The sequence below is a fragment of the Frigoribacterium sp. Leaf8 genome, assembly GCF_001421165.1.
Classification (GTDB): Bacteria; Actinomycetota; Actinomycetes; order Actinomycetales; family Microbacteriaceae; genus Frigoribacterium.
This window is the reverse complement of record NZ_LMKB01000001.1, coordinates 82,472-105,401: the sequence shown is the minus strand read 5'-3', so window position 1 is coordinate 105,401 and position 22,930 is coordinate 82,472. Positions and strand designations below refer to the sequence as shown.

At 71.5% G+C, this 22,930-nt stretch carries 23 protein-coding genes; 14 read left to right on the top strand and 9 right to left on the bottom strand.

What is annotated here, in order from left to right; translation table 11 throughout:
* Window positions 1–29 precede the first annotated feature (29 nt).
* The 4 genes from ASL10_RS00510 to rlmB are packed head-to-tail and all read left to right on the top strand — an operon-like array spanning window position 30 to window position 4,288.
* Window positions 30–512, top strand: coding sequence for a CarD family transcriptional regulator (locus tag ASL10_RS00510; RefSeq protein WP_043597211.1), 483 nt, complete (start codon window positions 30–32; stop codon window positions 510–512).
* Entirely contained in the window at window positions 502–1,830 is a 1,329-nt protein-coding gene (gene ispD / locus ASL10_RS00505; protein WP_056043196.1) for a 2-C-methyl-D-erythritol 4-phosphate cytidylyltransferase, read from the top strand. The genes ASL10_RS00510 and ispD overlap by 11 nt, the downstream gene beginning before the upstream one ends.
* On the top strand, window positions 1,827–3,245 hold the full coding sequence (gene cysS / locus ASL10_RS00500) for a cysteine--tRNA ligase (RefSeq protein WP_056043191.1): 1,419 nt from the start codon (window positions 1,827–1,829) through the stop codon (window positions 3,243–3,245). The genes ispD and cysS overlap by 4 nt, the downstream gene beginning before the upstream one ends.
* Window positions 3,242–4,288: a 23S rRNA (guanosine(2251)-2'-O)-methyltransferase RlmB gene (rlmB, locus tag ASL10_RS00495; RefSeq protein ID WP_056043187.1), complete on the top strand. Its 1,047-nt coding sequence runs from the start codon at window positions 3,242–3,244 to the stop codon at window positions 4,286–4,288. Before cysS ends, rlmB begins: the two co-directional genes overlap by 4 nt.
* Before the next feature lie 74 nt (window positions 4,289–4,362).
* Here rlmB and ASL10_RS00490 read toward each other — a convergent pair whose 3' ends face one another.
* Both ASL10_RS00490 and ASL10_RS00485 read right to left on the bottom strand, forming a co-directional pair.
* Entirely contained in the window at window positions 4,363–5,664 is a 1,302-nt protein-coding gene (locus tag ASL10_RS00490; RefSeq protein WP_056043184.1) for a DUF4032 domain-containing protein, read from the bottom strand.
* A 143-nt stretch (window positions 5,665–5,807) separates the two neighbouring features.
* On the bottom strand, window positions 5,808–6,908 hold the full coding sequence (locus ASL10_RS00485) for an ABC transporter ATP-binding protein (RefSeq protein ID WP_043597318.1): 1,101 nt from the start codon (window positions 6,906–6,908) through the stop codon (window positions 5,808–5,810).
* Between the two features lie 273 nt (window positions 6,909–7,181).
* Here ASL10_RS00485 and ASL10_RS00480 point away from each other — a divergent pair, with 273 nt between their 5' ends.
* The gene (locus ASL10_RS00480; protein WP_056043182.1) at window positions 7,182–8,144 is read left to right on the top strand and encodes a thioredoxin domain-containing protein; all 963 of its coding nucleotides are present in this window, start codon (window positions 7,182–7,184) and stop codon (window positions 8,142–8,144) included.
* On the opposite strand, the gene ASL10_RS00475 is transcribed toward ASL10_RS00480, so the two are convergent.
* Window positions 8,141–8,692, bottom strand: a complete 552-nt coding sequence (locus ASL10_RS00475) for a metallophosphoesterase (RefSeq protein ID WP_056043179.1) — start codon at window positions 8,690–8,692, stop codon at window positions 8,141–8,143. The genes ASL10_RS00480 and ASL10_RS00475 overlap by 4 nt on opposite strands.
* 194 nt (window positions 8,693–8,886) lie before the next feature.
* Here ASL10_RS00475 and ASL10_RS00470 point away from each other — a divergent pair, with 194 nt between their 5' ends.
* From ASL10_RS00470 to ASL10_RS00460, 3 genes are all read left to right on the top strand, one after another.
* On the top strand, window positions 8,887–10,020 hold the full coding sequence (locus ASL10_RS00470) for an AI-2E family transporter (protein WP_056043176.1): 1,134 nt from the start codon (window positions 8,887–8,889) through the stop codon (window positions 10,018–10,020).
* A gap of 302 nt (window positions 10,021–10,322) precedes the next feature.
* Complete coding sequence (locus ASL10_RS00465; protein ID WP_082460131.1) at window positions 10,323–12,218, top strand: MDR family MFS transporter; 1,896 nt, start codon at window positions 10,323–10,325, stop codon at window positions 12,216–12,218.
* Window positions 12,199–12,780, top strand: a complete 582-nt coding sequence (locus ASL10_RS00460) for a MarR family winged helix-turn-helix transcriptional regulator (protein ID WP_056043173.1) — start codon at window positions 12,199–12,201, stop codon at window positions 12,778–12,780. The genes ASL10_RS00465 and ASL10_RS00460 overlap by 20 nt, the downstream gene beginning before the upstream one ends.
* Before the next feature lie 88 nt (window positions 12,781–12,868).
* On the opposite strand, the gene ASL10_RS00455 is transcribed toward ASL10_RS00460, so the two are convergent.
* Together ASL10_RS00455 and ASL10_RS00450 are read right to left on the bottom strand one after the other, a co-directional pair.
* Window positions 12,869–13,912: an NAD(P)-dependent alcohol dehydrogenase gene (locus ASL10_RS00455; RefSeq protein ID WP_056043170.1), complete on the bottom strand. Its 1,044-nt coding sequence runs from the start codon at window positions 13,910–13,912 to the stop codon at window positions 12,869–12,871.
* A gap of 171 nt (window positions 13,913–14,083) precedes the next feature.
* Window positions 14,084–15,025, bottom strand: coding sequence for an ROK family protein (locus tag ASL10_RS00450; RefSeq protein ID WP_056043167.1), 942 nt, complete (start codon window positions 15,023–15,025; stop codon window positions 14,084–14,086).
* Window positions 15,026–15,107: 82 nt separating this feature from the next.
* Between ASL10_RS00450 and ASL10_RS00445 the strand changes: the two genes are divergently transcribed.
* On the top strand, window positions 15,108–16,031 hold the full coding sequence (locus ASL10_RS00445; protein ID WP_056043164.1) for a carbohydrate kinase family protein: 924 nt from the start codon (window positions 15,108–15,110) through the stop codon (window positions 16,029–16,031).
* A gap of 63 nt (window positions 16,032–16,094) precedes the next feature.
* Here the strand turns inward: ASL10_RS00445 and ASL10_RS00440 are convergent, their stop codons facing one another.
* The 3 genes from ASL10_RS00440 to ASL10_RS00430 form a co-directional block, all read right to left on the bottom strand.
* On the bottom strand, window positions 16,095–17,102 hold the full coding sequence (locus tag ASL10_RS00440) for an NADP-dependent oxidoreductase (protein WP_056043162.1): 1,008 nt from the start codon (window positions 17,100–17,102) through the stop codon (window positions 16,095–16,097).
* Between the two features lie 167 nt (window positions 17,103–17,269).
* Window positions 17,270–18,166 carry a neutral zinc metallopeptidase gene (locus tag ASL10_RS00435; protein ID WP_056043159.1) on the bottom strand — a complete coding sequence of 299 codons (897 nt, stop codon included), beginning with the start codon at window positions 18,164–18,166 and terminating at the stop codon, window positions 17,270–17,272.
* 27 nt (window positions 18,167–18,193) lie between these two features.
* Window positions 18,194–18,631: a DUF5997 family protein gene (locus ASL10_RS00430; protein WP_043597192.1), complete on the bottom strand. Its 438-nt coding sequence runs from the start codon at window positions 18,629–18,631 to the stop codon at window positions 18,194–18,196.
* Between the two features lie 33 nt (window positions 18,632–18,664).
* Here ASL10_RS00430 and ASL10_RS00425 point away from each other — a divergent pair, with 33 nt between their 5' ends.
* The 4 genes from ASL10_RS00425 (at window position 18,665) to ASL10_RS00410 (ending at window position 20,870) form a co-directional block, all read left to right on the top strand.
* Window positions 18,665–19,390 carry a LysR family transcriptional regulator substrate-binding protein gene (locus tag ASL10_RS00425; RefSeq protein WP_056043156.1) on the top strand — a complete coding sequence of 242 codons (726 nt, stop codon included), beginning with the start codon at window positions 18,665–18,667 and terminating at the stop codon, window positions 19,388–19,390.
* 68 nt (window positions 19,391–19,458) lie between these two features.
* The gene (locus ASL10_RS00420) at window positions 19,459–20,223 is read left to right on the top strand and encodes an SDR family oxidoreductase (protein ID WP_082460130.1); all 765 of its coding nucleotides are present in this window, start codon (window positions 19,459–19,461) and stop codon (window positions 20,221–20,223) included.
* 151 nt (window positions 20,224–20,374) lie between these two features.
* Window positions 20,375–20,584 (top strand): DUF2945 domain-containing protein, encoded by a 210-nt coding sequence (locus tag ASL10_RS00415; protein ID WP_056043151.1) that lies wholly within the window; start codon window positions 20,375–20,377, stop codon window positions 20,582–20,584.
* Window positions 20,585–20,633: 49 nt separating this feature from the next.
* Window positions 20,634–20,870, top strand: a complete 237-nt coding sequence (locus ASL10_RS00410; RefSeq protein WP_043597179.1) for a hypothetical protein — start codon at window positions 20,634–20,636, stop codon at window positions 20,868–20,870.
* On the opposite strand, the gene ASL10_RS00405 is transcribed toward ASL10_RS00410, so the two are convergent.
* Window positions 20,863–22,110 (bottom strand): MFS transporter, encoded by a 1,248-nt coding sequence (locus tag ASL10_RS00405; RefSeq protein ID WP_082460038.1) that lies wholly within the window; start codon window positions 22,108–22,110, stop codon window positions 20,863–20,865. The two genes, ASL10_RS00410 and ASL10_RS00405, sit on opposite strands and share 8 nt — an antisense overlap.
* 86 nt (window positions 22,111–22,196) lie before the next feature.
* On the opposite strand from ASL10_RS00405, the gene ASL10_RS00400 reads away from it, so the two are divergent.
* Entirely contained in the window at window positions 22,197–22,889 is a 693-nt protein-coding gene (locus ASL10_RS00400) for a TetR/AcrR family transcriptional regulator (RefSeq protein ID WP_056043144.1), read from the top strand.
* Window positions 22,890–22,930 lie beyond the last annotated feature (41 nt).

Below are 22,930 nucleotides of genomic sequence, written 5' to 3'. Positions count from 1 at the left end.
CCTGGGTGTCGCAGAATGGAGCCTGATTCATGCAGTTCGAGGTCGGCGAGACCGTTGTATACCCGCATCACGGGGCAGCGACAATCTCAGAAGTCAAGAAGCGGATCATCAAGGGCGAAGAGAAGCTGTACCTCAAGCTTCGCGTCACCCAGGGTGATCTGACCATCGAAGTACCCGCAGACAACGTCGACCTGGTCGGCGTGCGAGACGTCATCGGCAAAGAAGGGCTGGACCGCGTCTTCGACGTGCTCCGCGCCCCCTTCACCGAAGAGCCGACCAACTGGTCGCGCCGCTACAAGGCGAACCTCGAGAAGCTCGCCAGCGGTGACGTCATTAAGGTGTCCGAGGTCGTCCGCGACCTCTGGCGTCGCGATCAGGACCGTGGCCTCTCGGCCGGCGAGAAGCGCATGCTCGCCAAGGCTCGTCAGATCCTGATCAGCGAGCTCGCGCTCGCCGAGAAGACCGACGAAGAGAAGGCGTCGAGCGTCCTCGACGAGGTCCTTGCGTCCTAGCACTCCCGACGACCGCTCGGTCGACGACGGCGGGGTCCACACCCCGTTCGCCGCCGGTCGGGCGGTCGTCGTCGTTGCGGCCGGAAGCGGCACGCGCCTCGCGCTCGGCAAGCCGAAGGCCTTCGTCGAGGTGGCCGGGCGCAGCATCCTCGAACGCTCGCTCGACGCCGTCTTCGCCTCGGCCGTGCCGACGCAGGTCGTCGTCGTCGTGCCCGAGGCGCTCGTCGACGAGTCCCGCACCCTCGTCGACGCCCTCGCCGGCCCGGCCCGTGACTACGCCTCCGTCGTCGTCGGCGGTGCCACCCGCCAGCAATCGGTCGCGGCGGGCCTGACGGCCCTGGGGCCCGACGTCGAGACCGTGCTCGTCCACGACTGCGCCCGACCGTTCACGCCCACCGCCCAGTTCGACCTGGTCGCGACGACCGTCGAGGCGAGCGGTGACGGCGTCGTCCCGGGGCTCCCGGTCACCGACACGATCAAACGCGTCGACTCTGACGCCGCCTTCGTCGTCGACACCGTCGACCGCAGCGAACTCGTCGCCATGCAGACGCCGCAGGGGTTCCCGCGCGCCGCCCTCGACCACGCCTACGCGACGGCGTCCGTCGAGCACACCGACGACGCGGCGCTCTTCGCCGCCGCCGGTCACCGCGTCCGCGTCGTGGCGGGCGACCCCGTGGCCTTCAAGATCACCACCCCGTGGGACCTGCGCCGGGCCGAGACGATCGTCGCCGAGACCGAGGCGACCCGGCCGGGTCCCGAGGCGAGCGGTGGACCGGCCCCGCGCCTCCTGACCGGGGTCGGCACCGACGTCCACGCGTTCGACGCGGCCCAGCCGATGCACCTCGGGCTGCTGCACTTCCCGGGCGAGGCGGGCCTCGCGGGCCACAGCGACGGCGACGCGGTCGCCCACGCGATCGTCGACGCCCTGCTCTCGGCCGCGGGCCTCGGCGACATCGGGTCGAGTTTCGGCACCGACGACCCCCGGTTCGCCGGGGCGTCCGGCGACGTCTTCCTCACGGCGACCCTCGAGCTGCTCGCGGCGGCGGGGGCCGCTCCGGTCAACGTCGCCGTCCAGGTCGTCGGCAACCGGCCCCGGCTGTCCTCCCGCCGCGTCGAGATGCAGGCGGGGCTGACGCGCGTGGTCGGCGCCCCGGTGAGCGTGTCGGCCACGACGACCGACGGGCTCGGCTTCACCGGTCGGGGCGAGGGCGTGGCCGTGATCGCGACGGCACTCGTCACGCACGACGGATCGTCCACGCGCCACGGGGCGTCCCCGGGCGACGCGACCGAAGCCGCGTCAAATAGGCTGATCACGTGACCATCAGGCTCTACGACTCCCGTCAGCAGACGCTCGTCGACTTCGTCCCGCTCGTGCCCGGCCAGGTCGGGCTGTACGTCTGCGGACCCACCGTCCAGTCGTCGCCCCACATCGGGCACCTGCGCTCGGCTCTGGTCTACGACCTCTGGCGTCGCTGGTTCACCTACCGTGGCCTCGACGTCACCCTCGTGCGCAACGTCACCGACATCGACGACAAGATCCTCGCGCTGGCCGCCGACACGACCGAAGAATGGTGGGCGCGCGCCTACCGCTACGAACTCGAGTTCACCGCCGGCTACCAGGCGCTCGGCATCCTGCCGCCGACCTACGAGCCCCGGGCGACCGCCAGCGTCAGCGAGATGCAGCAGATCATCACGACGCTGCTCGAGAAGGGGCACGCCTACGTCGCCCCGGACGGCTCGGGCGACGTCTACTTCGACACCGCCGCCTGGCCGACGTACGGTGCCCTGACCAACCAGTCGATCGACGACATGGCACCCGCGGCCGACGCCGACCCGCGGGGCAAGCGCGACTCCCGCGACTTCGCCCTCTGGAAGGGCCACAAGGCCGACGAGCCCGAGTCCGCCTCGTGGGCCTCGCCCTGGGGTGAAGGGCGACCCGGCTGGCACATCGAGTGCTCGGCGATGTCGGCCCGCTACCTCGGCGAGGCGTTCGACATCCACGGCGGCGGGCTCGACCTGCGGTTCCCGCACCACGAGAACGAGCTGGCGCAGTCGACCGCGGCCGGCATGGGCTTCGCCTCGTACTGGATGCACAACGGCCTCGTCGCCGTCGAGGGCCAGAAGATGTCGAAGTCCCTCGGCAACTCCATCTTCGCCGCCGACTTCCTGGCGCAGGCCCGTCCCGTCGTCGTCCGCTACTTCTTCAGCGCCGCGCACTACCGGTCGACCATCGACTACCACGAGGGCGCGCTGCTCGAGGCCGAGGCAGCCCTCGACCGCGTCGAGACGTTCCTCGAACGGGCTCAGCGTCGCCTCGCCGACACGCGCTTCGCCGGGGTCGGTGCCCGCGTCGTGCCCGACGAGTTCGGCGAGGCGATGGACGACGACCTCAACGTCCCCCAGGCCGTGGCCGTGCTGCACGACACGGTGCGCGCCGGCAACGTGGCCCTCGACGACGGCGACCTCGACACCGCCGCGCGCTCCTGGCAGCACGTGGCCGCCATGGTGGCCGTGCTCGGCATCGACCCGACGGCGCCCGAGTGGCGCGCCGGTGACGAGGTCGACGCGCACCGCGCGCTCGGCACGCTCGTCGACGTACTCTTGGCCGAACGCCAGCAAGCCCGGGCCGATCGCGACTTCTCGCGGGCCGACGAGATCAGAGGCGTCCTGACGGGCGCCGGCATCACCATCGAAGACACCCCCAGCGGGTCGCATTGGAGCCTCGAACAGTGAAGAACACCAGCGGAGCACGCAAGGGCCGTCCCGGCAGCAGTGCCGTGCGTCAGGGCAGCAAGGGCAAGCAGGTCGGCAGCGGCGGCCAGGGGCGCCAGGCGCTCGAGGGCAAGAAGCCCACCCCCGCGGCGGAGGACCGCCCGTACCACCCCGCGGGCAAGGCCAAGGCGGCGCGCGAGCGACTCGAGGCGGCCCGTGGTCGTGGCGGAGCCGGTCCCCGTGCCGGGTCGCCGATCGCCGGTCGAGGCGGACCGGACGCCCCCCGTCGTCGCCCCAAGTCGGCCGACGACCACGAGATGGTGACCGGTCGCAACTCCGTCGTCGAGGCCCTGCGGACGCGCATCCCCGCCACGACGCTCTACATCGCGGCCCGCATCGAGATGGACGAGCGCACGAAAGAGATCCTGCAGCTCGCCACCCGCCGCGGCCTACCGATCCTCGAGGTCATGCGCCCCGAGCTCGACCGCATCACCGGGCACGACTCCGTGCACCAGGGCGTCGCGCTCAAGGTGCCGCCGTACGAGTACGCGCACCCCGTCGACATGCTCGAGGCCGCGGTCAAGCGCCAGCAGAAGCCGCTCTTCGTCGCGCTCGACGGCATCACCGACCCGCGCAACCTCGGAGCGATCATCCGCTCGGTGGCCGCGTTCGGCGGGCAGGGCGTCATCGTCCCGCAGCGTCGTTCGGTCGGCCTGACGGCGTCGGCCTGGAAGACCTCGGCCGGTGCGGCCGCGCGCATCCCCGTCGCGATGGCGTCGAACCTGACCCAGACCCTCAAGTCGTTCAAGGAGCAGGGCGTGTTCGTCGTGGGCCTCGACGGTGACGGCGACGTCATGCTGCCGGGGCTGGAGCTCGCCGACCGCCCGATCGTGGTCGTCGTCGGCAGCGAGGGCAAGGGCCTGTCGCGCATCGTCGCCGAGACCTGCGACGCGATCGTGTCGGTGCCGATCACGGGTGCCGTCGAATCGTTGAACGCCGGCATCGCGGCCTCGGTCACGTTGTACGAGATCTCGAAGCTCCGCGCCGAGCGCAAGAAGAAGTAGCGCAGGCGCCCGCGAGACGCGGGGCCTCGAGGAGGCGCGGGTCGGCTGGTCGCCGGCCCGCGCCTCCTGCGTTCTCAGACCTTGCTGCGCCAGTCCTCGTCGGCGTCGGCCTCGTCGGCCTCGAGCTGGGCGGCCTCGGGCAGCGTGAGGGACTCGGTCGCGGGCTCGATCACCATCTGCTCGTCGCGACGGTGGCGCAGCACGTCGTTGATGTACGAGGTGAGGGCCTCGGCGATCGGCACGTCGCGGTTCTCGGCCTGCGACTGGTACCAGCGGTGCTCGAGCAGCTGGTGGAAGACCTCGGCGGGTTCGAGCCGTCCGCGCAGGTCGCGGGGGATCGAGCGCACGACGGGCTCGAAGACGCGCGAGGCCCACTCGTGGGCGATCATCTCTTCGTCAGAGTCCGACTGGTCGGTGCGCATGCGGTACGCGTCGAGGTCGTTCAACAGTCGACGGGCCTGGTTCTCTTCGACGTCGAGGCCGGTGAGTCGGAGCAGGCGGCGCGAGTGGTGCCCGGCATCCACGACCTTGGGCTGGATCTTGACCTGGCTGCCGCCCTCGGCCGTCTTGATGGCCAGTTCTTCGATGTCGAAGCCGAGGTCGTTCAGGCGCTCGACGCGGTCGTTGATGCGCCAACGCTCCGAGCTGTCGAAGGTCTCGGCCCCGGTCAGTTCGGTCCAGAGGCTGCGGTACGCGGCGACGATGCCGTTGCTCACGTCGACCGGGTCCAGGTTGTCGTCGAGGCGACCCCCGGCCTCGAGGTCGAGCAGTTCGCCGGCGATGTTGACGCGGGCGACCTCGAGGTCGTTCTCGCGCTGCCCGTTCGAGAGGCCGCCCGGGTAGAGCTTGCCCGTCTCGGCGTCGACGAGGTACGCCGCGAACGCACCGGCGTCCCGGCGGAACAGCGTGTTCGACAACGACACGTCGCCCCAGTAGAAGCCGATGATGTGCAGCCGGACGAGCAGGAGGGCGAGCGCGTCGACGAGGCGACGAGCCGTGTCGGGGCGCAACGTCTGCGAGTACAGCGCCCGGTAGGGGAGCGAGAACTTCAGGTGCCGTGTGACGAGCACCGGGTTCAGGGGCGACCCGTCGGCGTCCTGGCGGTTGGTGATGACCGCGAGCGGGTCGACGCACGGGATGTCCATGCGCTGCAGCGTGCGCAGCATCTCGTACTCGCCGCGGGCCATCTCGCCCGACGTCTCCTTGATGGCGATGACGAAGCCGCTGAGGTGCGCGAACCGGACGAGGTGGCGCGAGATGCCCTTGGGCAGGGTCGCGATGGCCTCGTCGGGCCACTCCTCGAGCGGGAGGGCCCAGGGCAGGTCGAGCAGCGCCGGGTCGGCCGTGGCCGAGGTGATGTTGAGGGAGTCGGGCATGAGGGCCTCTCGTGCGGGGGAGCGCCGCCTGAGGCGAGGCGGCGGGGGAGGTTCGGGAGGCGCGGGGCCGGAACGCGGGACGGCCCGCCGGGTCGATCGGAGGAGTGCTCCGAGCGGACTCGACGGGCCGACCCGACGGGGTGCTACGCGCTGACGACGGCCTTGTCGCCGAGGCGCTCGCCGCTCTCGGTGTCGAAGACGTGCACGTGGTGCGCCTGCGGGGTGACGTAGATCGTCTCGCCCAGCTTGGGGTGGTTGCGACCGTCGACGCGGACGACGACGTCGACGCGGTTGCCGTCGACCTCGGTGTGGCCGTAGAGGTACCCGTCGGCGCCGAGCTCTTCGACGACGTCGACGGTGACCGCGAGGCCCTCGCCGGTCGTGTTGACCACGACGTCCTCGGGACGCACGCCCACGGTCACGCTCTTGCCGTTGGCCTGGCCGACGGTGTCGCGGTCGACCGCGGTGACGGCGGTGCCGAACTGGATGCCACCGTCGACGACGTCGGCGGGCAGCAGGTTCATGGCGGGCGAGCCGATGAAGCCGGCGACGAAGACGTTCTGCGGCTTCTCGTACAGGTCGCGCGGCGTGCCGACCTGCTGCAGGACGCCGTCCTTCAGCACGGCGATGCGGTCGCCCATGGTGAGCGCCTCGGTCTGGTCGTGCGTGACGTAGACCGTGGTGACGCCCAGTCGGCGCTGCAGCGACGCGATCTGGGTGCGGGTCTGCACGCGCAGCTTGGCGTCGAGGTTCGACAGCGGCTCGTCCATGAGGAACACCTGGGGCTGACGCACGATGGCGCGGCCCATGGCGACGCGCTGACGCTGACCACCCGAGAGGGCCTTGGGCTTGCGCGAGAGGTAGGGCTCGAGGTCGAGCAGCTTGGCGGCCTCGAGGACGCGGGTGGCCCGCTCTTCTTTGCCGACGCCGGCGATCTTCAGGGCGAAGCCCATGTTCTCGGCGACCGTCATGTGCGGGTAGAGCGCGTAGTTCTGGAAGACCATCGCGATGTCGCGGTCCTTCGGCGGGACGTCGGTGACGTTGCGGTCGCCGATGTAGATGTCACCCGAGTTGACCTCTTCGAGGCCTGCGAGCATGCGCAGGGTGGTCGACTTGCCGCAACCGGAGGGGCCGACGAGCACGAGGAACTCGCCGTCGGCGACCTCGAGGTCGATGCCGTCGACCGCGGCGCGGGTGCTGCCGGGGTAGAGACGAGTTGCCTTGCTGAACGTGACTGACGCCATGATCTTCTCCTTCACCGGCAGGTACGTGCCGGACGATCCGTTGTGAATGGACGGTGATCAACCTCAGAGGTCTGCGGTGACCACCACCGATCAGCATGCCATGAAAATCTCTCGGATCGCCACGGGAGCGCCTCTTCTCCACCCGCTCTCGCCCGCGCCTGGCGGACTTCTGCCAGGCTCGCCTCGTACCATGTTTCGTGGCCACGACTCGTGGCGACCGTCCCCACCACCCGCTCGACGCGACCATGCGAGGCCGTCGCGCACCGGAGCCCCATGACTGACCTGAATCCCGACGACTCGTCGTTGACCAAGAACCAGCGGCGCGCGGCGGCCCGCCAGAAGGCCCAGCTGGCGCGCCAGAAGCAGAAGCGGCGCCAGCGCGCGGGCAAGTGGGCGCTGCAGGGCGGTCTCGCCCTCGTGGTGATCGCGATCGTCGTCGGCGTCGTGCTGGTCATCACGAACAGCATCCGCCCGGCCGGCCCCGGCCCCGCCAACATGGCCAGCGACGGCATCAAGATCGGCCAGGGCTTCGAGGCCGTGCAGACCGGGGCCCTCGGCCCCGACGACGAGCCCACGGCGTCGGCGTCCACGGCGTCGAGCGACACGGTCGACATCGTCGTCTACCTCGACTACCTCTGCCCCATCTGCGGCGAGTTCGAGCAGGCGAACAACGACTACATCAGCGGCCTCGTCGAGTCGGGGGCGGCGACGGTCGAGTACCACCCGGTCGCCATCCTCACGAACCAGTCCCTCGGCACGAAGTACAGCAACCGGGCGGCCAACGCGGCGGCCTGCGTGGCGAACTACTCGCCGAACTCGTTCTTCGACTTCAACACCGCGATGTTCGAGCAGCAACCCGAAGAGGGCACGCGCGGTCTCGACGACTCGCAGCTCGCCGACATCGCGACCGGCGTCGACGGGGTGACGAAGGCGAGCGACATCACCAGGTGCATCGACGACGACGAGTTCGGTTCGTGGGTGACGGCGGCGACCCAGCGGGCCATCGACGGTCCCTTGCCGAACAGCGACCTCGACGCCCTCACGGGCACGCCGACGGTCCTCGTCAACGGGCAGAAGTACGACGGCAGCCGTCCGTTCACGGTGCAGGAGTTCCGCAGCTTCGTCGTGACGGCGGCCGGCAACAGCTACACCGAGTCGGGTACGGCCAGCCCGGCGCCGACCCCGACCGAGTCGGCTCCTGCCGAGTCGGCCCCGGCCGAGACGCCGGCCGGCTAGGTCGTCATGCGGGGGTGCGGGAGCACCCCCGTGCGGTCCCGGGCGGCCACGGGCAGCTCGTGCAGCACCACGTCGCGCACCTCGCCCGCGTCGAGGGTCAGCGTGAGGTAGGTGGCGTGCGGCTGGCGACGGCGGTCCGTGGGCGACCCCGGGTTCAGCAGGCGCAGGCCCGCAGGGGTCGTCGTGTCCCACGGGATGTGGCTGTGCCCGAACAGCAGCAGGTCGGTCTCGGGGAAGTCACGGTCCATGCGTCGCTCGCGCGCCTCCTTGGCTCCCGTCTGGTGCACCACGGCGAGGCGCACGCCCTCGATCGTCGTGCGGGCCACCTCGGGCAACCGGGCGCGCAGCGCGTCGCCGTCGTTGTTGCCCCAGACCCCGATCAGGAGGCGCGCGCGGGCCTCGAACTCGTCGAGCAGCGGTTCGCCGGTCCAGTCGCCCGCGTGCACGACGACGTCGGCCCTCTCGACCGCGGTCCACACGGCACCCGGAACGGCCTTGGCCTTCTGCGGCACGTGGGTGTCGGACACGACGAGGACGGAGGTCGGCATGCCTCCCACGCTAGGCGCGCGTCGGGTCGCGGGGGCACCGATCCGGCCCGATATTCTCGTGACGGGGTTGGCTGTCCTAGTCGGGCCGATCACCCCCGACGCCTCCGTCGGCGCACCGGCACGCGGCCGTGTCCGGCCGTGCCCTCCCCGGCGCCCCTCTCGACCCCCGCACCCCCAGAAACGAGGACGACACCGTGGCACTCTTCCGCAGCCAAGAAGCCGAGGTGGCCAAGCAGGACGCCGCGGTCCGGCACTCCCTCTGGGCCGACGCGTTCGGCACGCTCGCGACGCGCGCCGTGCAGATCATCGCGGTGCTCGTCGTCGCGATCGGCGTCATCTACGTCTTCCTCAGCCTGAGCCTCGTCACCCTGCCGGTGCTGCTCGCGCTGATCTTCGCCTCGGCCATGCTGCCGGTCGTCGCCTTCCTGCGGCGCCACAAGGTGCCCTCGGTGCTCGCGACCCTGATCTGCCTCTTCGCCGTGTTGATCATCCTCGGGCTCGTCGCCTGGCTGATCGTCTGGGCCGTCGAGAGCCAGGCCAGCTCGCTCGCCGACTCGGCCACCTCGGGCTTCAACAAGCTGCAGGACTGGGTCACGACCCTTCCGTTCTCGATCAGCGACCAGCAGATCGACGACGTCCGCAACACGGCCGTCGACTTCGTGACGAGCTCGCAGTTCGGTTCGGGCGCACTCGCCGGCGCCTCGGCCGTGGGCAGCTTCGCGACGGGCCTCGTGCTGATGATCGTCGTGCTGTTCTTCTTCCTCAAGGACGGCCCGGCGATCTGGGAGTTCCTGCTGCGCCCGTTCAAGGGTGAGAACTACGCCCGCGCCCGTCGCATCGGCGACAAGACGGTCACCACCCTCGGCGGCTACGTGCGCGGCACGGCGACGGTCGCCTCCGTCGACGCCATCGGGATCGGCGTCGGCCTCTGGATCGTGGGCGTGCCGCTGGCCCTGCCGCTCGCGGTCATCGTGTTCCTGACGGCGTTCATCCCCCTCGTGGGCGCCACGGCCGCGGGCATCCTCGCGGCGCTCGTCGCCCTCGTCGCACTCGGCCCCGTCCAGGCGCTGATCGTCGTCGGCATCGTGGTCGTCGTGAACCAGCTCGAGGGCAACTTCCTGCAGCCGGTGCTGATGGGCCGCACGTTGCAGCTCCACGGCCTCGTCATCCTCGTCGCCCTGACCGCCGGCACGATCCTCGGCGGCGTCGTCGGGGCCGTCATCGCCGTGCCGCTCATGGCCGTCGTCTGGGGCATCACCCAGGTCTGGAACGGTGACCACCAACCGGCCGAGATGTTCCGCCAGAAGCGGCCCGAAGAGGTCCGCTAGCGCTCACGGGCGAGGCGGGACGCGCAGGAGGCGCGGTGCGAGGACGACTCGCACCGCGCCTCCTGCGCGTCCTCGGTCGGGAGCCCCCTCGCGCGGGCGTTCGAGAGAAATGTGCAGCAACTGCACTCAAATGGTTGCGGATCGTCAACGAAAGCGTATGGTTGACATTCTGCAACCAACGGACCCGGCCAACGGCGGTCAGTCCTCACCATCTCGAACCACCGGAGCGCACCTTGTCGCAGACCACGACCGCCGCGGGCACGAAGCCCGCGGCACCCCACGAACCGGGCGAAGCGCCCGGCATGAGCCACCGCGAAGTCCTCACGGCCCTGTCGGGCCTGTTGATGGGCATGCTCGTGGCGATCCTCTCGTCGACCGTCGTGTCGACCTCGCTGCCGCGCATCGTCAGCGACCTCAACGGCAGCCAGACCTCGTACACCTGGGTCATCACCGCGACCCTGCTGGCCACCACCGTCAGCACCCCGCTGTGGGGCAAGTTCAGCGACCTGACGAACCGCAAGGTGCTGCTGCAGGTCGCCCTCGTGCTGTTCGTGCTCGCCTCCGTCGCCGCAGGTTTCTCGCAGAACACCGCGACGCTGATCACCTTCCGCGTCTTCCAGGGGCTCGGCGCCGGTGGCCTCACCGCGCTGGTGCAGGTCGTCATGAGCGACATCATCAGCCCGCGTGAGCGCGGCCGCTACATGGGCTACCTCGGCGCCGTGATGAGCGTCGGCACCATCGGCGGGCCGCTGCTCGGCGGCGTGCTCACCGACTCGATCGGCTGGCGCTGGAACTTCTTCGTCGGCGTGCCCGTCGGCGTCGCCGCGCTCATCGTCATCCAGCGCACCCTGCACCTGCCCCCGAAGCCCAAGAAGGCCGTCGTCGTCGACTACTGGGGCGCGGGCCTGATCGCCGGCGGCGTCTCGCTGCTGCTCGTCTGGGTGTCGCTCGGCGGCAAGCAGTTCGACTGGAACTCGACCACCAGCTGGCTGATGGGCGTCGGCGCGGCCGTCCTGCTCGCGCTCGCCGTCGTCGTGGAGTTCCGCTCGAAGGAGCCGATCATCCCCCTGACGCTCTTCACGAACCGCACCTTCACCTTCGCGGTGATCGCCTCGCTCAGCGTCGGCGTCGCCATGTTCGGCACCAGCGTGTTCCTCGGCCAGTACATGCAGCTCGCGCGCGGCCAGTCGCCGACCATGGCGGGCATCCTGACCCTGCCGATGGTGCTCGGCCTGCTGATCTCGTCGATGGTCGCCGGTGCGCTCATCTCGAAGTACGGCAAGTGGAAGCCCTACATGATCGTCGGGTCGATCCTGCTCGCCGCCGGCCTCTTCCTCATGTCGACCATCGAGTACGACACGAACTTCGCCATCGTCTCGGTCTTCATGGCCATGATGGGGCTCGGCATCGGCATGGTCATGCAGAACCTCGTCCTCGTCGTGCAGAACTCGGTCGACGTCAGCGTCGTCGGTGCCGCCTCGTCGAGCGTCGCGTTCTTCCGCAGCCTCGGCGGCACGATCGGCGTCTCGGTCATGGGCGCCGTCCTCGGCACCAAGGTCTCGGGCTACATCACCGACGGCCTCACCGACGCCGGGGTCGACCCCAGCGCGCTCGGCAGCGGCGGCTCGACGAGCATCCCCGACCTCAGCACCGTGCCCGGCCCGATCCGGACCATCATCGAATCGGCCTACGGTCAGGGCGTCGCCGACGTGTTCCTCATCGCGGCGCCGCTGGCGATCATCACCATCGTGTTCGTCTGCCTGCTGCCCAACGTCGAGCTCGGCACCAAGACCGGCCTCCAGCGTGCGGCGGCGAAGACGGACGACCCGGCGGACGGCGCTGCCTCGGCCTCGGCCTCGGTCGAGCACGACGGAGGCGCGGCTCCGGTCGACGCGAACGCCGCGTCCCCGGCCGCCAAGGGAGCCGCGGCCACGGCCGGCCTGGCCCCCGCCGTGTCGAGCGCCCCGGCGACGGAGTCGACGCCGGCACCGGTCTCGCCGATCGACGAGGGCCGCGGTCCCGCCGAGGGCCAGCGCCGTCACCACGGCCACACGACTACCGCCACCGGTACCATCGACACGATCATCGCGACGGGCGCCGCCGAGGTGGCAGGGCACCCGGTGCCCGCCGACGAACTGGCCGAGAGCCCGGTGTTCTCGTCCCTGGTCGAGGAGAAAGATGTCGCAGCCGACCGTTGACGGCCAGCCCGAGGGTGCGGTGCTCGACGCGCCGCGCCCCTCGGGGGGCGACCCTGCCGACCAGGCCGCACCGCACCTCCTCGGGGCTGCGGGGCAGGCCGCACCCCACCTCCCGGGTCCCGACGACGACGGGCGCGAGGGCCTCATGGCCGGCGTGGTCGACGAGATCGGCTCGATGATGGTCGAGGCCAAGCGCACCATCGCCGCGGCAGCGTCGCGCTTCGACCCGGACGTGCCGCCCACGGCCTTCTACGTGCTGCGCTACGTGATGAAGCACCAGCCGTGCAGCGCCGGCGACATCGTCAAGGCGATGGCGATGGACAAGAGCGCGGTCAGCCGGCAGGTCACGCTGCTGCGCGAGGCCGGGTTCGTCGACGTGGTGCCCGACGCGGCCGACGGTCGGGTCATGACCCTGCGCAGCACCGAGCGCGCCGAGAGCCGCATGCTCGAGGTGCGCCACGAGAACCGCGCCGTGTTCCGCAACCACGTCGAGGGCTGGTCCGACGACGAGCTCGCCGAGTTCGCCGGCTGGCTGCGCCGGTTCAACACCCCCGCCGGGTAGCGCCGGAGCCGTCCGGCAGCGCCCCGCACCACGACGACGAAGGCCCCCTCCCGTGATGGGAGGGGGCCTTCGTGCGTGCAGGTGGGTGCTAGATGGTCGCGGTGTCGATCACGAAGCGGTAGCGGACCTTGCTGGCGACGACGCGCTCGTAGGCCTCATCGACCTCGTCGGCGCCGATCGTCTCGATCTCGGCTCCGATGTGGTGCTCGGCGCAGAAGTCCAGCATCTCTTGCGTCTCGGGGATGCCGCCGATGTTCGAGCCGGCGAGGCTGCGACGGCCACCGATCAGCGAGCCGGCGCTGAACGACTGCGGGTTCTCGGGCAGGCCGACGAACACCATGGTGCCGTTCAGGCGCAGGGTGCGGGCGTAGGCGTCGATGTCCATGTCGGCCGAGATCGTGTTGATGATCAGGTCGAACGAGCTGCGCAGCTGCGTGAACGTCTCGGGGTCGCTCGAGGCGTAGTAGTGGTCGGCACCGAGCTTCAGGCCGTCCTCCTGCTTGGACAGGGTCTGGCTGATGACGGTGACCTCGGCGCCCAGCGCGTGGGCGATCTTGACGGCCATGTGGCCGAGCCCACCCATGCCGACGACCGCGACCTTCTTGCCGGGGCCCGCGCCCCAGTGCTTCAGCGGCGAGTAGGTGGTGATGCCGGCGCAGAGCAGCGGCGCGGCCTCGTCGAGCGAGATGCCCTCGGGGATCGACAGCACGTAGTTCTCGTCGGCGACGATCTGCTTGGCGTAGCCGCCGTAGGTGGGCTCGCCCGAGTACTGGCGACCGTTGTAGGTCGCGACGTTGCCCTTGACGCAGAACTGCTGTTCGCCCGCGAGGCAGTTCTCGCACTCGCGGCAGCTGTCGACGAAGCAGCCGATGCCGACGCGGTCGCCGACCTTGTGCTTCGTGACGTCGGAGCCGACCTCGGTGACGATGCCGGCGATCTCGTGGCCGGGCACCATCGGGAAGATGGCCTTGCCCCATTCTTCGCGGGCCTGGTGGATGTCGCTGTGGCAGATGCCGGCGAACGCGATGTCGATCTGGACGTCGTTCGGGCCGACGTCGCGCAGTTCGACGGTGGAGTGCTCGAAGGGGGCGCCGGCGGACGGCGTGAGCAGGACGGGGACGGTGGTGGGCATGAGATGACCTCTCTGCGAGTGGTGGTGCGGTGGTGGTGCGCGCCCCGCGGGCGCGACGGATTCCGACGACGTTGTGGGATGCAACCCAGCCTAGGCGGCACCTCCGACACCGGCTCCCAGAGAAGCGGCGGACCGGAGGAGGCGCGGGTCGTCGACCCGAGGAGGCGCGGCTCAGCCGAGCAGCTCGGCCTGCCAGACGAGCGCGGCGGCCCCGACCAAGGGGCTCTCGTCGCTCAACCCGGAGCGGACGACCCGGACGCGACGGGCGTACTCGTTGACCGGCGCCTCCTGGACCGCGGCCCGGACGAGGTCGAGGTAGTCGTCGCTGACGCGCGAGAAGCCGCCGCCGATGGCGACCACGTCGAGGTCGAGGAGGGTCGTGACCGACGAGATCGCCTCGCCCACGGCGTTCGCGGAGCGACGCACCGCCGCGACGGCGATCGCGTCCCCGGCGACGTAGCCGGCGGCGAGGTCCTCGCCGCGCTCGCCCGTCCAGCCTCGTTCCCGGGCCCAGGCGACGACGTTCGGGCCCGAGGCGATGACCTCGAGCGTGGCGGCCCAGGCGCTCTCGCCCTCGGGGCGGTCCGCGATCTGGATCTGGCCGATGTGACCGGCGTTGCCCGTGCCTCCCGAGAGCAGCCGGCCGTTGACGATCAGGCCGCCGCCGACGCCGGTCGAGACGGTGATCGCGAGGGCGTTGTCCGCCCCCTGCGTGGCACCCACCCAGTGCTCGGCGAGGGCGAGGCTGACGCCGTCGAGCCGCAGGGTGACCGGGGCCGCGTCGGGCAGGGTCGACGCCGCCAGGGCCGCCACCTGCTCGCGCAGCGGATAGCCGCGCCAGGCGTGCAGGTTGATCGGCGAGACGGTGCCGTGCACGAGGTCGACGGGCCCGGCGCTGCCGATGCCCGCCCCGACGAGGGCGTCACCGTCGGGCAGGGCGTCGAGGGCGTGCGCGACGACCGCGCGGACCGCCTCGGCGAGTTCGTCGGACGTCGACCCGGCACCGGTGGGGCGTCGGTCGCGACTTCCGTCGAGGAGGGCTCCGTCGGAGGCGACCAGCGCCGCCTCGACCTTCGTTCCGCCCACGTCGACGGCCAGTGCGTAATCGGTCACGTCGGCCAGCGTAGCGGGGGAGTGCGGCCCGACCGCGTGCCGGAATAGGGTGGCTGCCGGCACGCTGACGAAAGGCACCCCCATGGACACCACCGACGGTCGGGTCGCCGTTCTCGGCGACGCCCTCATCGACGAGCTCCGCACCGACGAGGGCTCGACCGACCACGTCGGCGGGGCCGGCCTCAACGTCGCCGTCGGGCTGTCGCGCCTCGGCGTGCCCACGACCCTGCTCGCCTCGATCGGGGACGACGCCGACGGCGAGGCCATCCGGTCGTTCCTCGCCGAGCACGGCGTCGAGCTCGTCCCGACGATCAACCCCCTCGGCACCGGCCGGGCGGTCTCGCTGCGGGTGGCCGGCGAGCCGACCTACGTCTTCACCGACGCCGCCGTCGCCCGCGGTCTCGACTTCTCGCCCGAGCAGCGGGCCGTGCTCGACGCCGCCCGCGTGGTCGCCGTCAGTTCGTACCCGTTCGACGACGCCCCGCTGACCGATCGCTTGCTGCGCGCGGTCGGCACCGACCCCGTGCGGCTCGTCGTCGACCCGAACCCGCGGCCGGGGTTCCTGCCCGGCGGGGCCGCGCAGATCGCCGACTTCGCCGCCGGCTTCGAGCGGGTCGCGGCCTCGGCCCTGCTCGTCAAGATCGGTGACGACGACGCCGAACTCGTCGCCGGGCGCTCGCTCGACGACTGGGAGGAGGCGCTGCTCGCGGCGGGCACCGGGGGAGTGCTCGCGACCCGCGGCTCGGCCGGGGCGGGTCTGGTGCTGGCCCCGTCGGCCGGCGACACGGCGGGCACCTCGCTCACCCGCGGCATCTCGGACGCCGACGGCGAGGTCGTCGACACGATGGGTGCGGGCGACGCGACCTTCGCGTCGATCGTCGCCTCGTTGCTCGCCGAGCGGCGCGGGCCCGGTTCGGTCGACTGGGCGGCCGCCCTCGGGCGGGCCATGGACGTGGCGGCGGCGACGGTCAGGGCTCCGGGAGCGCTCCTCCGGCTGCCCCGGTGACGTCGGCGGGTCCGGTGGTGCGCGCCTCCTGAGCCCGCCCGCCTCGCCCGCCGGGCGGGAGGCTCAGCCGAGCGACTCGGCGACCGCCCGCGCCTTGCCCGACAGGTACCAGTGCGAGCGTGCACCGGTCTCGACCGGCTGCATGCCCACGACGACCTTGCCGCGCGAGTGCTGCTCGGCGAGGTCCTCGAACGCCTGGGCGATGTAGTCGAACGGGTAGAAGCCCGAGACGAGCACGCGCAGCTTGTTCTCGGCGATGAGCTTCGCGAGGGCCGAGAGGATCATCGCGGGTTCGGTGTCGTCGCGCTCGGCGCCGATGAAGCGGATCTCGCGCTCGAGGCGGTCCTCGCTCGAACTGAACCGCGCCGGCAGGACGCCGAGGTCGGCGCTGAGGGCCGGGTTGTCCCCGCCGAAGTTGTCGATGAACGCCGTCACGTGGCGGTCGGTGCCCGCGGCCTTGTCGATGCGCTCGCGCAGGCCCTCGCCGTAGTCGACGGGCACGACGCCGATCGAGCGCAGGTAGTCGTGGTTGCCCGGGCTGCAGGTGCCGATCACCTTGGCGCCGAGCTGCAGGGCGAGCTGGCACTCGATGTGGCCCACGCCACCCGCCGCGGCCGTGATCACGACGACGTCGTCCGGCCCGAGGTGCAGGCTGCGGACGGTGTCGTACGCGGTGGCTCCCGCCAGGTAGAGCCCTCCGGCGACCTCCCACGGGACGTGCTGCGGCTTGGGCACGACGGCGCTCGCCGGCACGGCGATGTAGGTGGCGTGCGCGCCGCCCCCGACCGCGTGACCGATCACCTCGGCGCCGACCGAGAAGTTGCGCACCGCGGCACCGCGCTTCTTCACGATGCCCGCGAAGCACGAGCCCTCACGGGCCGGGAAGTCGAGGGGCAGCCGGTCGACGAAGTCTCCCTGCCGGATGAAGTTCTCGATGTGGTTGAGGCCCGCGCAGATCACCTCGACGACGACCTCGTCGTCGGCCGGTGTCGGCAACGGCTGCTCGACGAAGTGGAGCTGCGAGACGTCTCCGTACCCGTCGAACTCGATGGCCTTGCCCGGTCGTGCCATGACGTGCCTCCACTGCTGTCGTCGCGGCGGCGCCTGTGCCGTCGCGAGGGTGAGTGAAGTGTGCGCCCTCCGGGCCGCCCTCGCCCGGAAGCGCGCTTCGAGTTGCCTGGACGCACCGTGCCGCGGTGGCGGCGTCGACCGTCAGGAGGCGCGGGTCGGCCTCGTCGTCAGAGCTGGTCGGTCGGCACCGAGAAGGTGTCGCAGGCCGTCGCGCCCTGGCTGCGCCCGGTCTCGAACCACTTCTGGCGCTGCTCGGCCGAGCCGTGCGTCCAGGTGTCGGGATCGACCTGGCCGCCGCCGGCGGACTGGATGCGGTCGTCGCCCACCGCGGCCGCCGCGTCGAGCGCGTCGGCGACCTGCTGGTCGGTCACGGGCTCGAGGAACGTGGTGCCGTTCGCGTCCTGCACGGTGGACGCCGCGCCGACCCAGGCCCCGGCGTAGCAGTCGGCCTGGACCTCGAGCCGGATGGTGTCGGAGCCCGGGCCGGTGCCGCTGCGGTCGGCGCGGTCGAAGGCGCCGGTCAGCTGCTGGACGTGGTGGCCCCACTCGTGGCCGACGACGTACATCTGCGCGAGGGGGCCGCCGCTGGCGCCGAACTGCGACCGGAGCTGCTCGAAGAAGTCGGTGTCGACGAAGAGGGCCTCGTCGGGTGGGCAGTAGAACGGGCCCGTGGCGCTCGTCGCCCCACCGCAGCCGGTGTCGGTCGAGCCGCTGAAGAGGAAGAAGTCGGGGGTGCGGTAGTCGGTGACACCGAGTGCCGGGGCCTCGGCGGCCCAGTACGCGTCGAGCGAGTCGGCCGCGCCGACCATGCGGCAGTCCACGCTGTCGTTGGCCTGCGCGCCGGTGGTGCACTCGGACGACAGGTCGCCCTCGCTGACCGGCTGGGCGCCTCCGCCGGCCGTCCCGCCGCCGAGCAACCCCGAGACGTCGACGCCGGTGACCTGACTGATGAGGAAGACGGCGATCAGGCCGACGATGCCGATGCCGGCGACACCCACCGTGCGACCGCGACCGCGTCGCTTGACCTTGCTGCCGTCGAGGCGCGCGTCGTCGTTGAAGGACATGTCGCCGACGGTAGCGCAGGGCGGGGGTCAGTGCCCTTCGGCGGCTTCTTTCGCCTCGCGCTCTTTGCGGAGCACCTCGCGGCCGGCGTTGCGCTCTTTCACGCGCAGTTCTTCTTCGCGCACGTCGGCGTGGATGCCGCGTTCGGTGCGGAGCCAGTCGGGCATCTCGTCGAGCAGGGCGTGGATCTCGTCGGTGGTCATGACGTCGTCGACGCCGGCCCGGGCGAGGCCGGAGGTCGAGATGCCGAGCTTCTGGGCGACGACGGGTCGCGGGTGGGGACCGGTGCGGCGCAGCTCGGACAGCCACTCGGGCGGGTTCGTGCTGAGCTCGGCGAAGGCCTCGCGCGTGACGGGGGCGGCCTGGAACTCGGCGGGCGTGGCCGGCAGGTACACCCCGAGCTTCTTGGCGGCCGTGAAGGGCTTGAGGGTCTGCGGCTGCTTGCCGGACGGCGCGTCGGAGGTCATCTGCCCAGGGTACCGGGCCGATACCCTCGACCCATGACGACCGAGCCGGCCCGCACCCCGTTCCGCATCGGGGTCGTGCCCGGCGTCACCCTGTCGAAGTGGTCGAGGCTCTGGGAGGAACGCCGTCCCGAGACCCCGCTGGCCTTCGTGCCGCTCGCCGACGCGGACGCGGTGCCCGCCCTCGACGACGCCCGGGGCGACGACCGGGTCGACATGGTCCTGGCCCGTCTGCCGATCGAGGTCGAGGGGTTGTCGGTCATCCGCCTCTACGACGAGCGAGCCGTCGTCGTCGTGCCCAAGGACCACGCCGTCACCGCGGCCGGCCTCGAGGACGAGGTCGAGGCCGCCGCGTTCGACGACGAGCATCGTCACGACCTCGACCCGTCCCTCTCGCTCGCCGATGCCGTCGCCGTCGTCGCGACCGGGGCCGGAGTCGCCGTCATGCCGCAGTCCCTCGCGCGATTGCACGCCCGCAAAGAGGTGACGTACCGCTACGTCGCCGACCTGCCGCCGACCACGATCGCGCTCGTCTGGCCCGAGGGCGAACTCACCGACGACCTCGACGACTTCATCGGCGTCGTGCGGGGTCGGACGGCCCGCAGCTCGCGATCGCGGAGGCGCGACGAACCCGAGCAGGCCGCCACGGCCCGCAAGGGGTCGGCTCCCGACCCGCGCGGGGCGAAGCCGAAGCGCACGCCGCCGAAGGGCCGAGGGCCGCAGCGCGGCACGGGCCGCAGCCGACCGCGCCGCGGGCGCTGATTCCTCTCGCGTGACCCCGCCGGCGCCGACCGGTCTGACAAGCTGAGCGGATGTCGAAGGAGACCCGCATGTCGAAGAAGATCTGTCTGCTCACCGGTGCCGGCCGCACGAACTCGATCGCGAACGGCGTCGCCCACGAGCTCGCCGCCGACGGGTGGGACCTCGCCCTGACCACCTGGGACGGTTACGACGCCGCCATGCCCTGGGGTCTCAAGGCCGTCGACGTGGGGTCGCTCGTCGGCGAGCTCGAGGCCGCGGGTGCGCGCGTGGCCGTGTACCCGGCGGATCTGGCGGACCCCGCGACCCCCGCGCGCCTCCTCGGGGCGGTGAACGACGACCTGGGGCCGGTGACGGCGCTCGTGCTGTCGCACTCGCACAGCGTGGACTCGTCGATCCTCGACACGACGCTCGAGAGCTGGGACGCGCACTACGCCGTCAACGTGCGGGCGGCGTGGCTCGCGATCAAGGCGTTCGCCGAGCAGCTGCCCCCGGTCGACCTCCTCGACGACGGTGCCCGCATCGTCGCCCTCACGAGTGACCACGTCGTGCACAACCTGCCCTACGGCTCGAGCAAGGGCGCCCTCGACCGGCTCGTCATCGCGGCCGCCCGGGAGCTCGGGCACCTCGGCGTCTCGTCGAACGCCCTGAACCCCGGGCCGATCGACACGGGCTGGATGGACGACGAGATCCGCGCGAGCGGCATCGAGCGGCAACCGACCGGCCGTCTCGGCACGCCCGCCGACCTCGGCCCGGTCGTGCGCTTCCTGCTGTCGCCCGAGGGGCGCTGGATCTCGGGCCAGCTGATCAAGGCCGACGGCGGCTTCTCGGTCTGACCGGTCCGGCCCGCCGCCCGCCCGACCACGGATCGCCGCGCCCTGTACCCCGCGTCGCTGGGTGACGGGTCGGCACGGGCGGGGTACCGTCCACGCCACCACCGCGCGGCACCGGACGCCGACGGACGGATCGACACACCAAGGAGGCGCGATGTCGTTCAGCAAGGGAGATCACGTCACCTGGAACACCCCCCAGGGCGAGACCCACGGCACGGTCGTGGAGAAGCGCGTCGAGGAGTTCCAGCTCGACGGGCAGAAGTTCAAGGCCTCGGACGACGAGCCCTACTTCGTCGTCGAGAGCGACAAGAGCGGGGCGAAGGCCGCCCACAAGGGTTCGTCGTTGAGCCCGAAGAAGAAGTAGCACCAGCCGCACCCCACCCACCACCGCCCCACCCCACGAGGAGAACACCATGGCCGACCTGAACGACGTGCGCTGGAACGACGAAGCGCGTGACAAGATCCTGACCGACGCCGACAACGTGCTGCGTGATGCCGTCCGCGACGCGGCCGCAGCCCACTCGGGCGAGTCGTGGGAGGAGTCCTTCAAGGCGATCAACGACGCCGTCAAGGACCGCTTCATCGACTACGAGCCCGGCCCGGACGTCCGCAAGTACGCCGAGGCGATCGAGCGCGGCGACTTCAGCTGACCCGCGCCTCCTGGCCGGCGTCGATCCGTCGCACCCGTGAGCTCAGCGCCACGGCCACCGCGACGGCGACCACGAGGCCGGCCAGGGCGGCGAGGGTGGCCGGGGTGCCGATCACCTGGGTGAGCGGTCCGACCACCACCTCGCCGACGGGCACGCCCGCCAACGACGCCAGCGTCAGGCACGAGAAGACGCGCCCCAGGTAGGCCCCCGGCACCTGCCGCTGGACGACCACGTCCAGCGGCACCGTGAAGACCTCGAGCCCGACGCTGGCGGCGAAGAGGCCGAGGCTGATCCAGAAGAACCAGTGCAGCGGGTCGAAGACCACGGGGTCGGTGCCGTAGGCGAACGACAGCAGCACGAGCGGCAGGGCCAGCGCCGCGGCGCCGAGGCAGGCGGCCCACAACCGGAGCCGCCCGCGGAGGGCCCCGGCCCAGTACGCCCCGACGATCAGGCCGAGGGTCTGCAGGGCACCCGCGAAACCCCAGAGCAGACGTCCGAACGACTGGTCGGCCACGAGCGGGCCCACCACCTGGACCCCGCCCGCGAAGGCGAACTGGAACGTGAACGCGAGCGCCGCGGTCGAGACGAGCCAGCGCGTGCGCCAGACGAAGCCGAGTCCGCTGCCGAGGTCCCCGAGCACCGACGTCCCTCCGGAGGCGCGGGCACCGTCCCGGGGCAACCCCACGAAGACGGCCGCCGCGACCACGAAGACGACCGCGCCGACGGCCAGGGCGACGCCCGATCCGGCGGTCGCCACGACGGCCCCGCCCACCGCCGTGCCGATCACCAACCCGACGTTCATGCCGACGCGGCTGAGCACCGTCGCGTCCCGGAGCCGGTCGTCGGGGACGGTCTCGCGCAGCAGCGCGCTCGTGGCAGGGCCGAAGAAGGCGGCTGCGGCGCCGCTCACCGCGCCGACCGCCGCGAGGGTGGGCAACGTCTCGGTCTGGGTCAGCATCAGGGCGGCCGCGACGACGAGCGACGCCGCCGACAGCCACGACGAGGCGATCGCGACGGTGCGTTTCGAGAAGCGGTCCGCGAGGGCACCGCCGACCAGGACCAGGGCGATGTTGGGCACCGACCGGGCGACGACCACGAGCCCGAGGTCGACGGCGTCGGCCCCCAGGTCGATCGCCGCGAAGACGATGGCCAGGGGCGCGAAGCCGCTGCCCACCCACGAGAACAGGCGCCCGACCCAGAGGGCCCGGAAGGCAGGCGTTCTCAGCAGCGACCACGGCACCGCTGAACTCTATGCCGACGCACCGTGTGCGGACGCCGCGTCCCGCGGCGTCGTCATCCGCGCGGGGACGACCTAGGCTGACCCCGATGGACGCCCCCGAGCCCGACACGACCCGCGCCGACGTCACCGACGTCCCGCCGGTCGCTGCGGTGCGCGAACCCGGTCGCTACCGCAAGGGCATCGCCAAGCGCGAGGCGATCCTCGACGCGGCCCTGCCGGTCTTCGGCAAGGTCGGGTTCCACGGTGCCACCCTGCGCGAGATCGCGCGGCGGTGCGGCGTCTCGCACCAGTCGCTCATGCACTATTTCCCGACCAAGGACGAACTGCTGATGGCCGTGCTCCGGCGGCGCGACGAACGACTGCGACGCCACTTCGACGACGACGGTGGCATGCGCGTCGACGAGCTCGTCGCGCTCGCCGAGTACAACGTCGACGTGCCGGTCGTCATCTCGCTGTTCATCACGGCGTCCGCCGAGGCCACCTCGCCCGACCACCCGGCGCACCGCTACTACGCCGACTACTACGAGCGCATCGTCTCGTCGACGTCGGCCTACCTCGGGCTCGCGCAAGCCCGCGGTTGGTTGCGCGACGGCTACACCGCCGAGTCGGCGGCCCGCGTCGTGCTCGCCGTGCAGGACGGTCTGCAGTTGCAGTGGTTGTACGAGCGCGACGCCGTGGACGTCCCGGCCCTCATGCGCCTCGTGATCGGGAGCGTCCTCACGGTGCCGACGAGCGAACTCGACACCGCCGTGCGCGAGGCGGCCGGGCACGCGGGCTGACCCGCGCCTCCTCGGCGGACGGGCGACGCCAACGGCAGGCG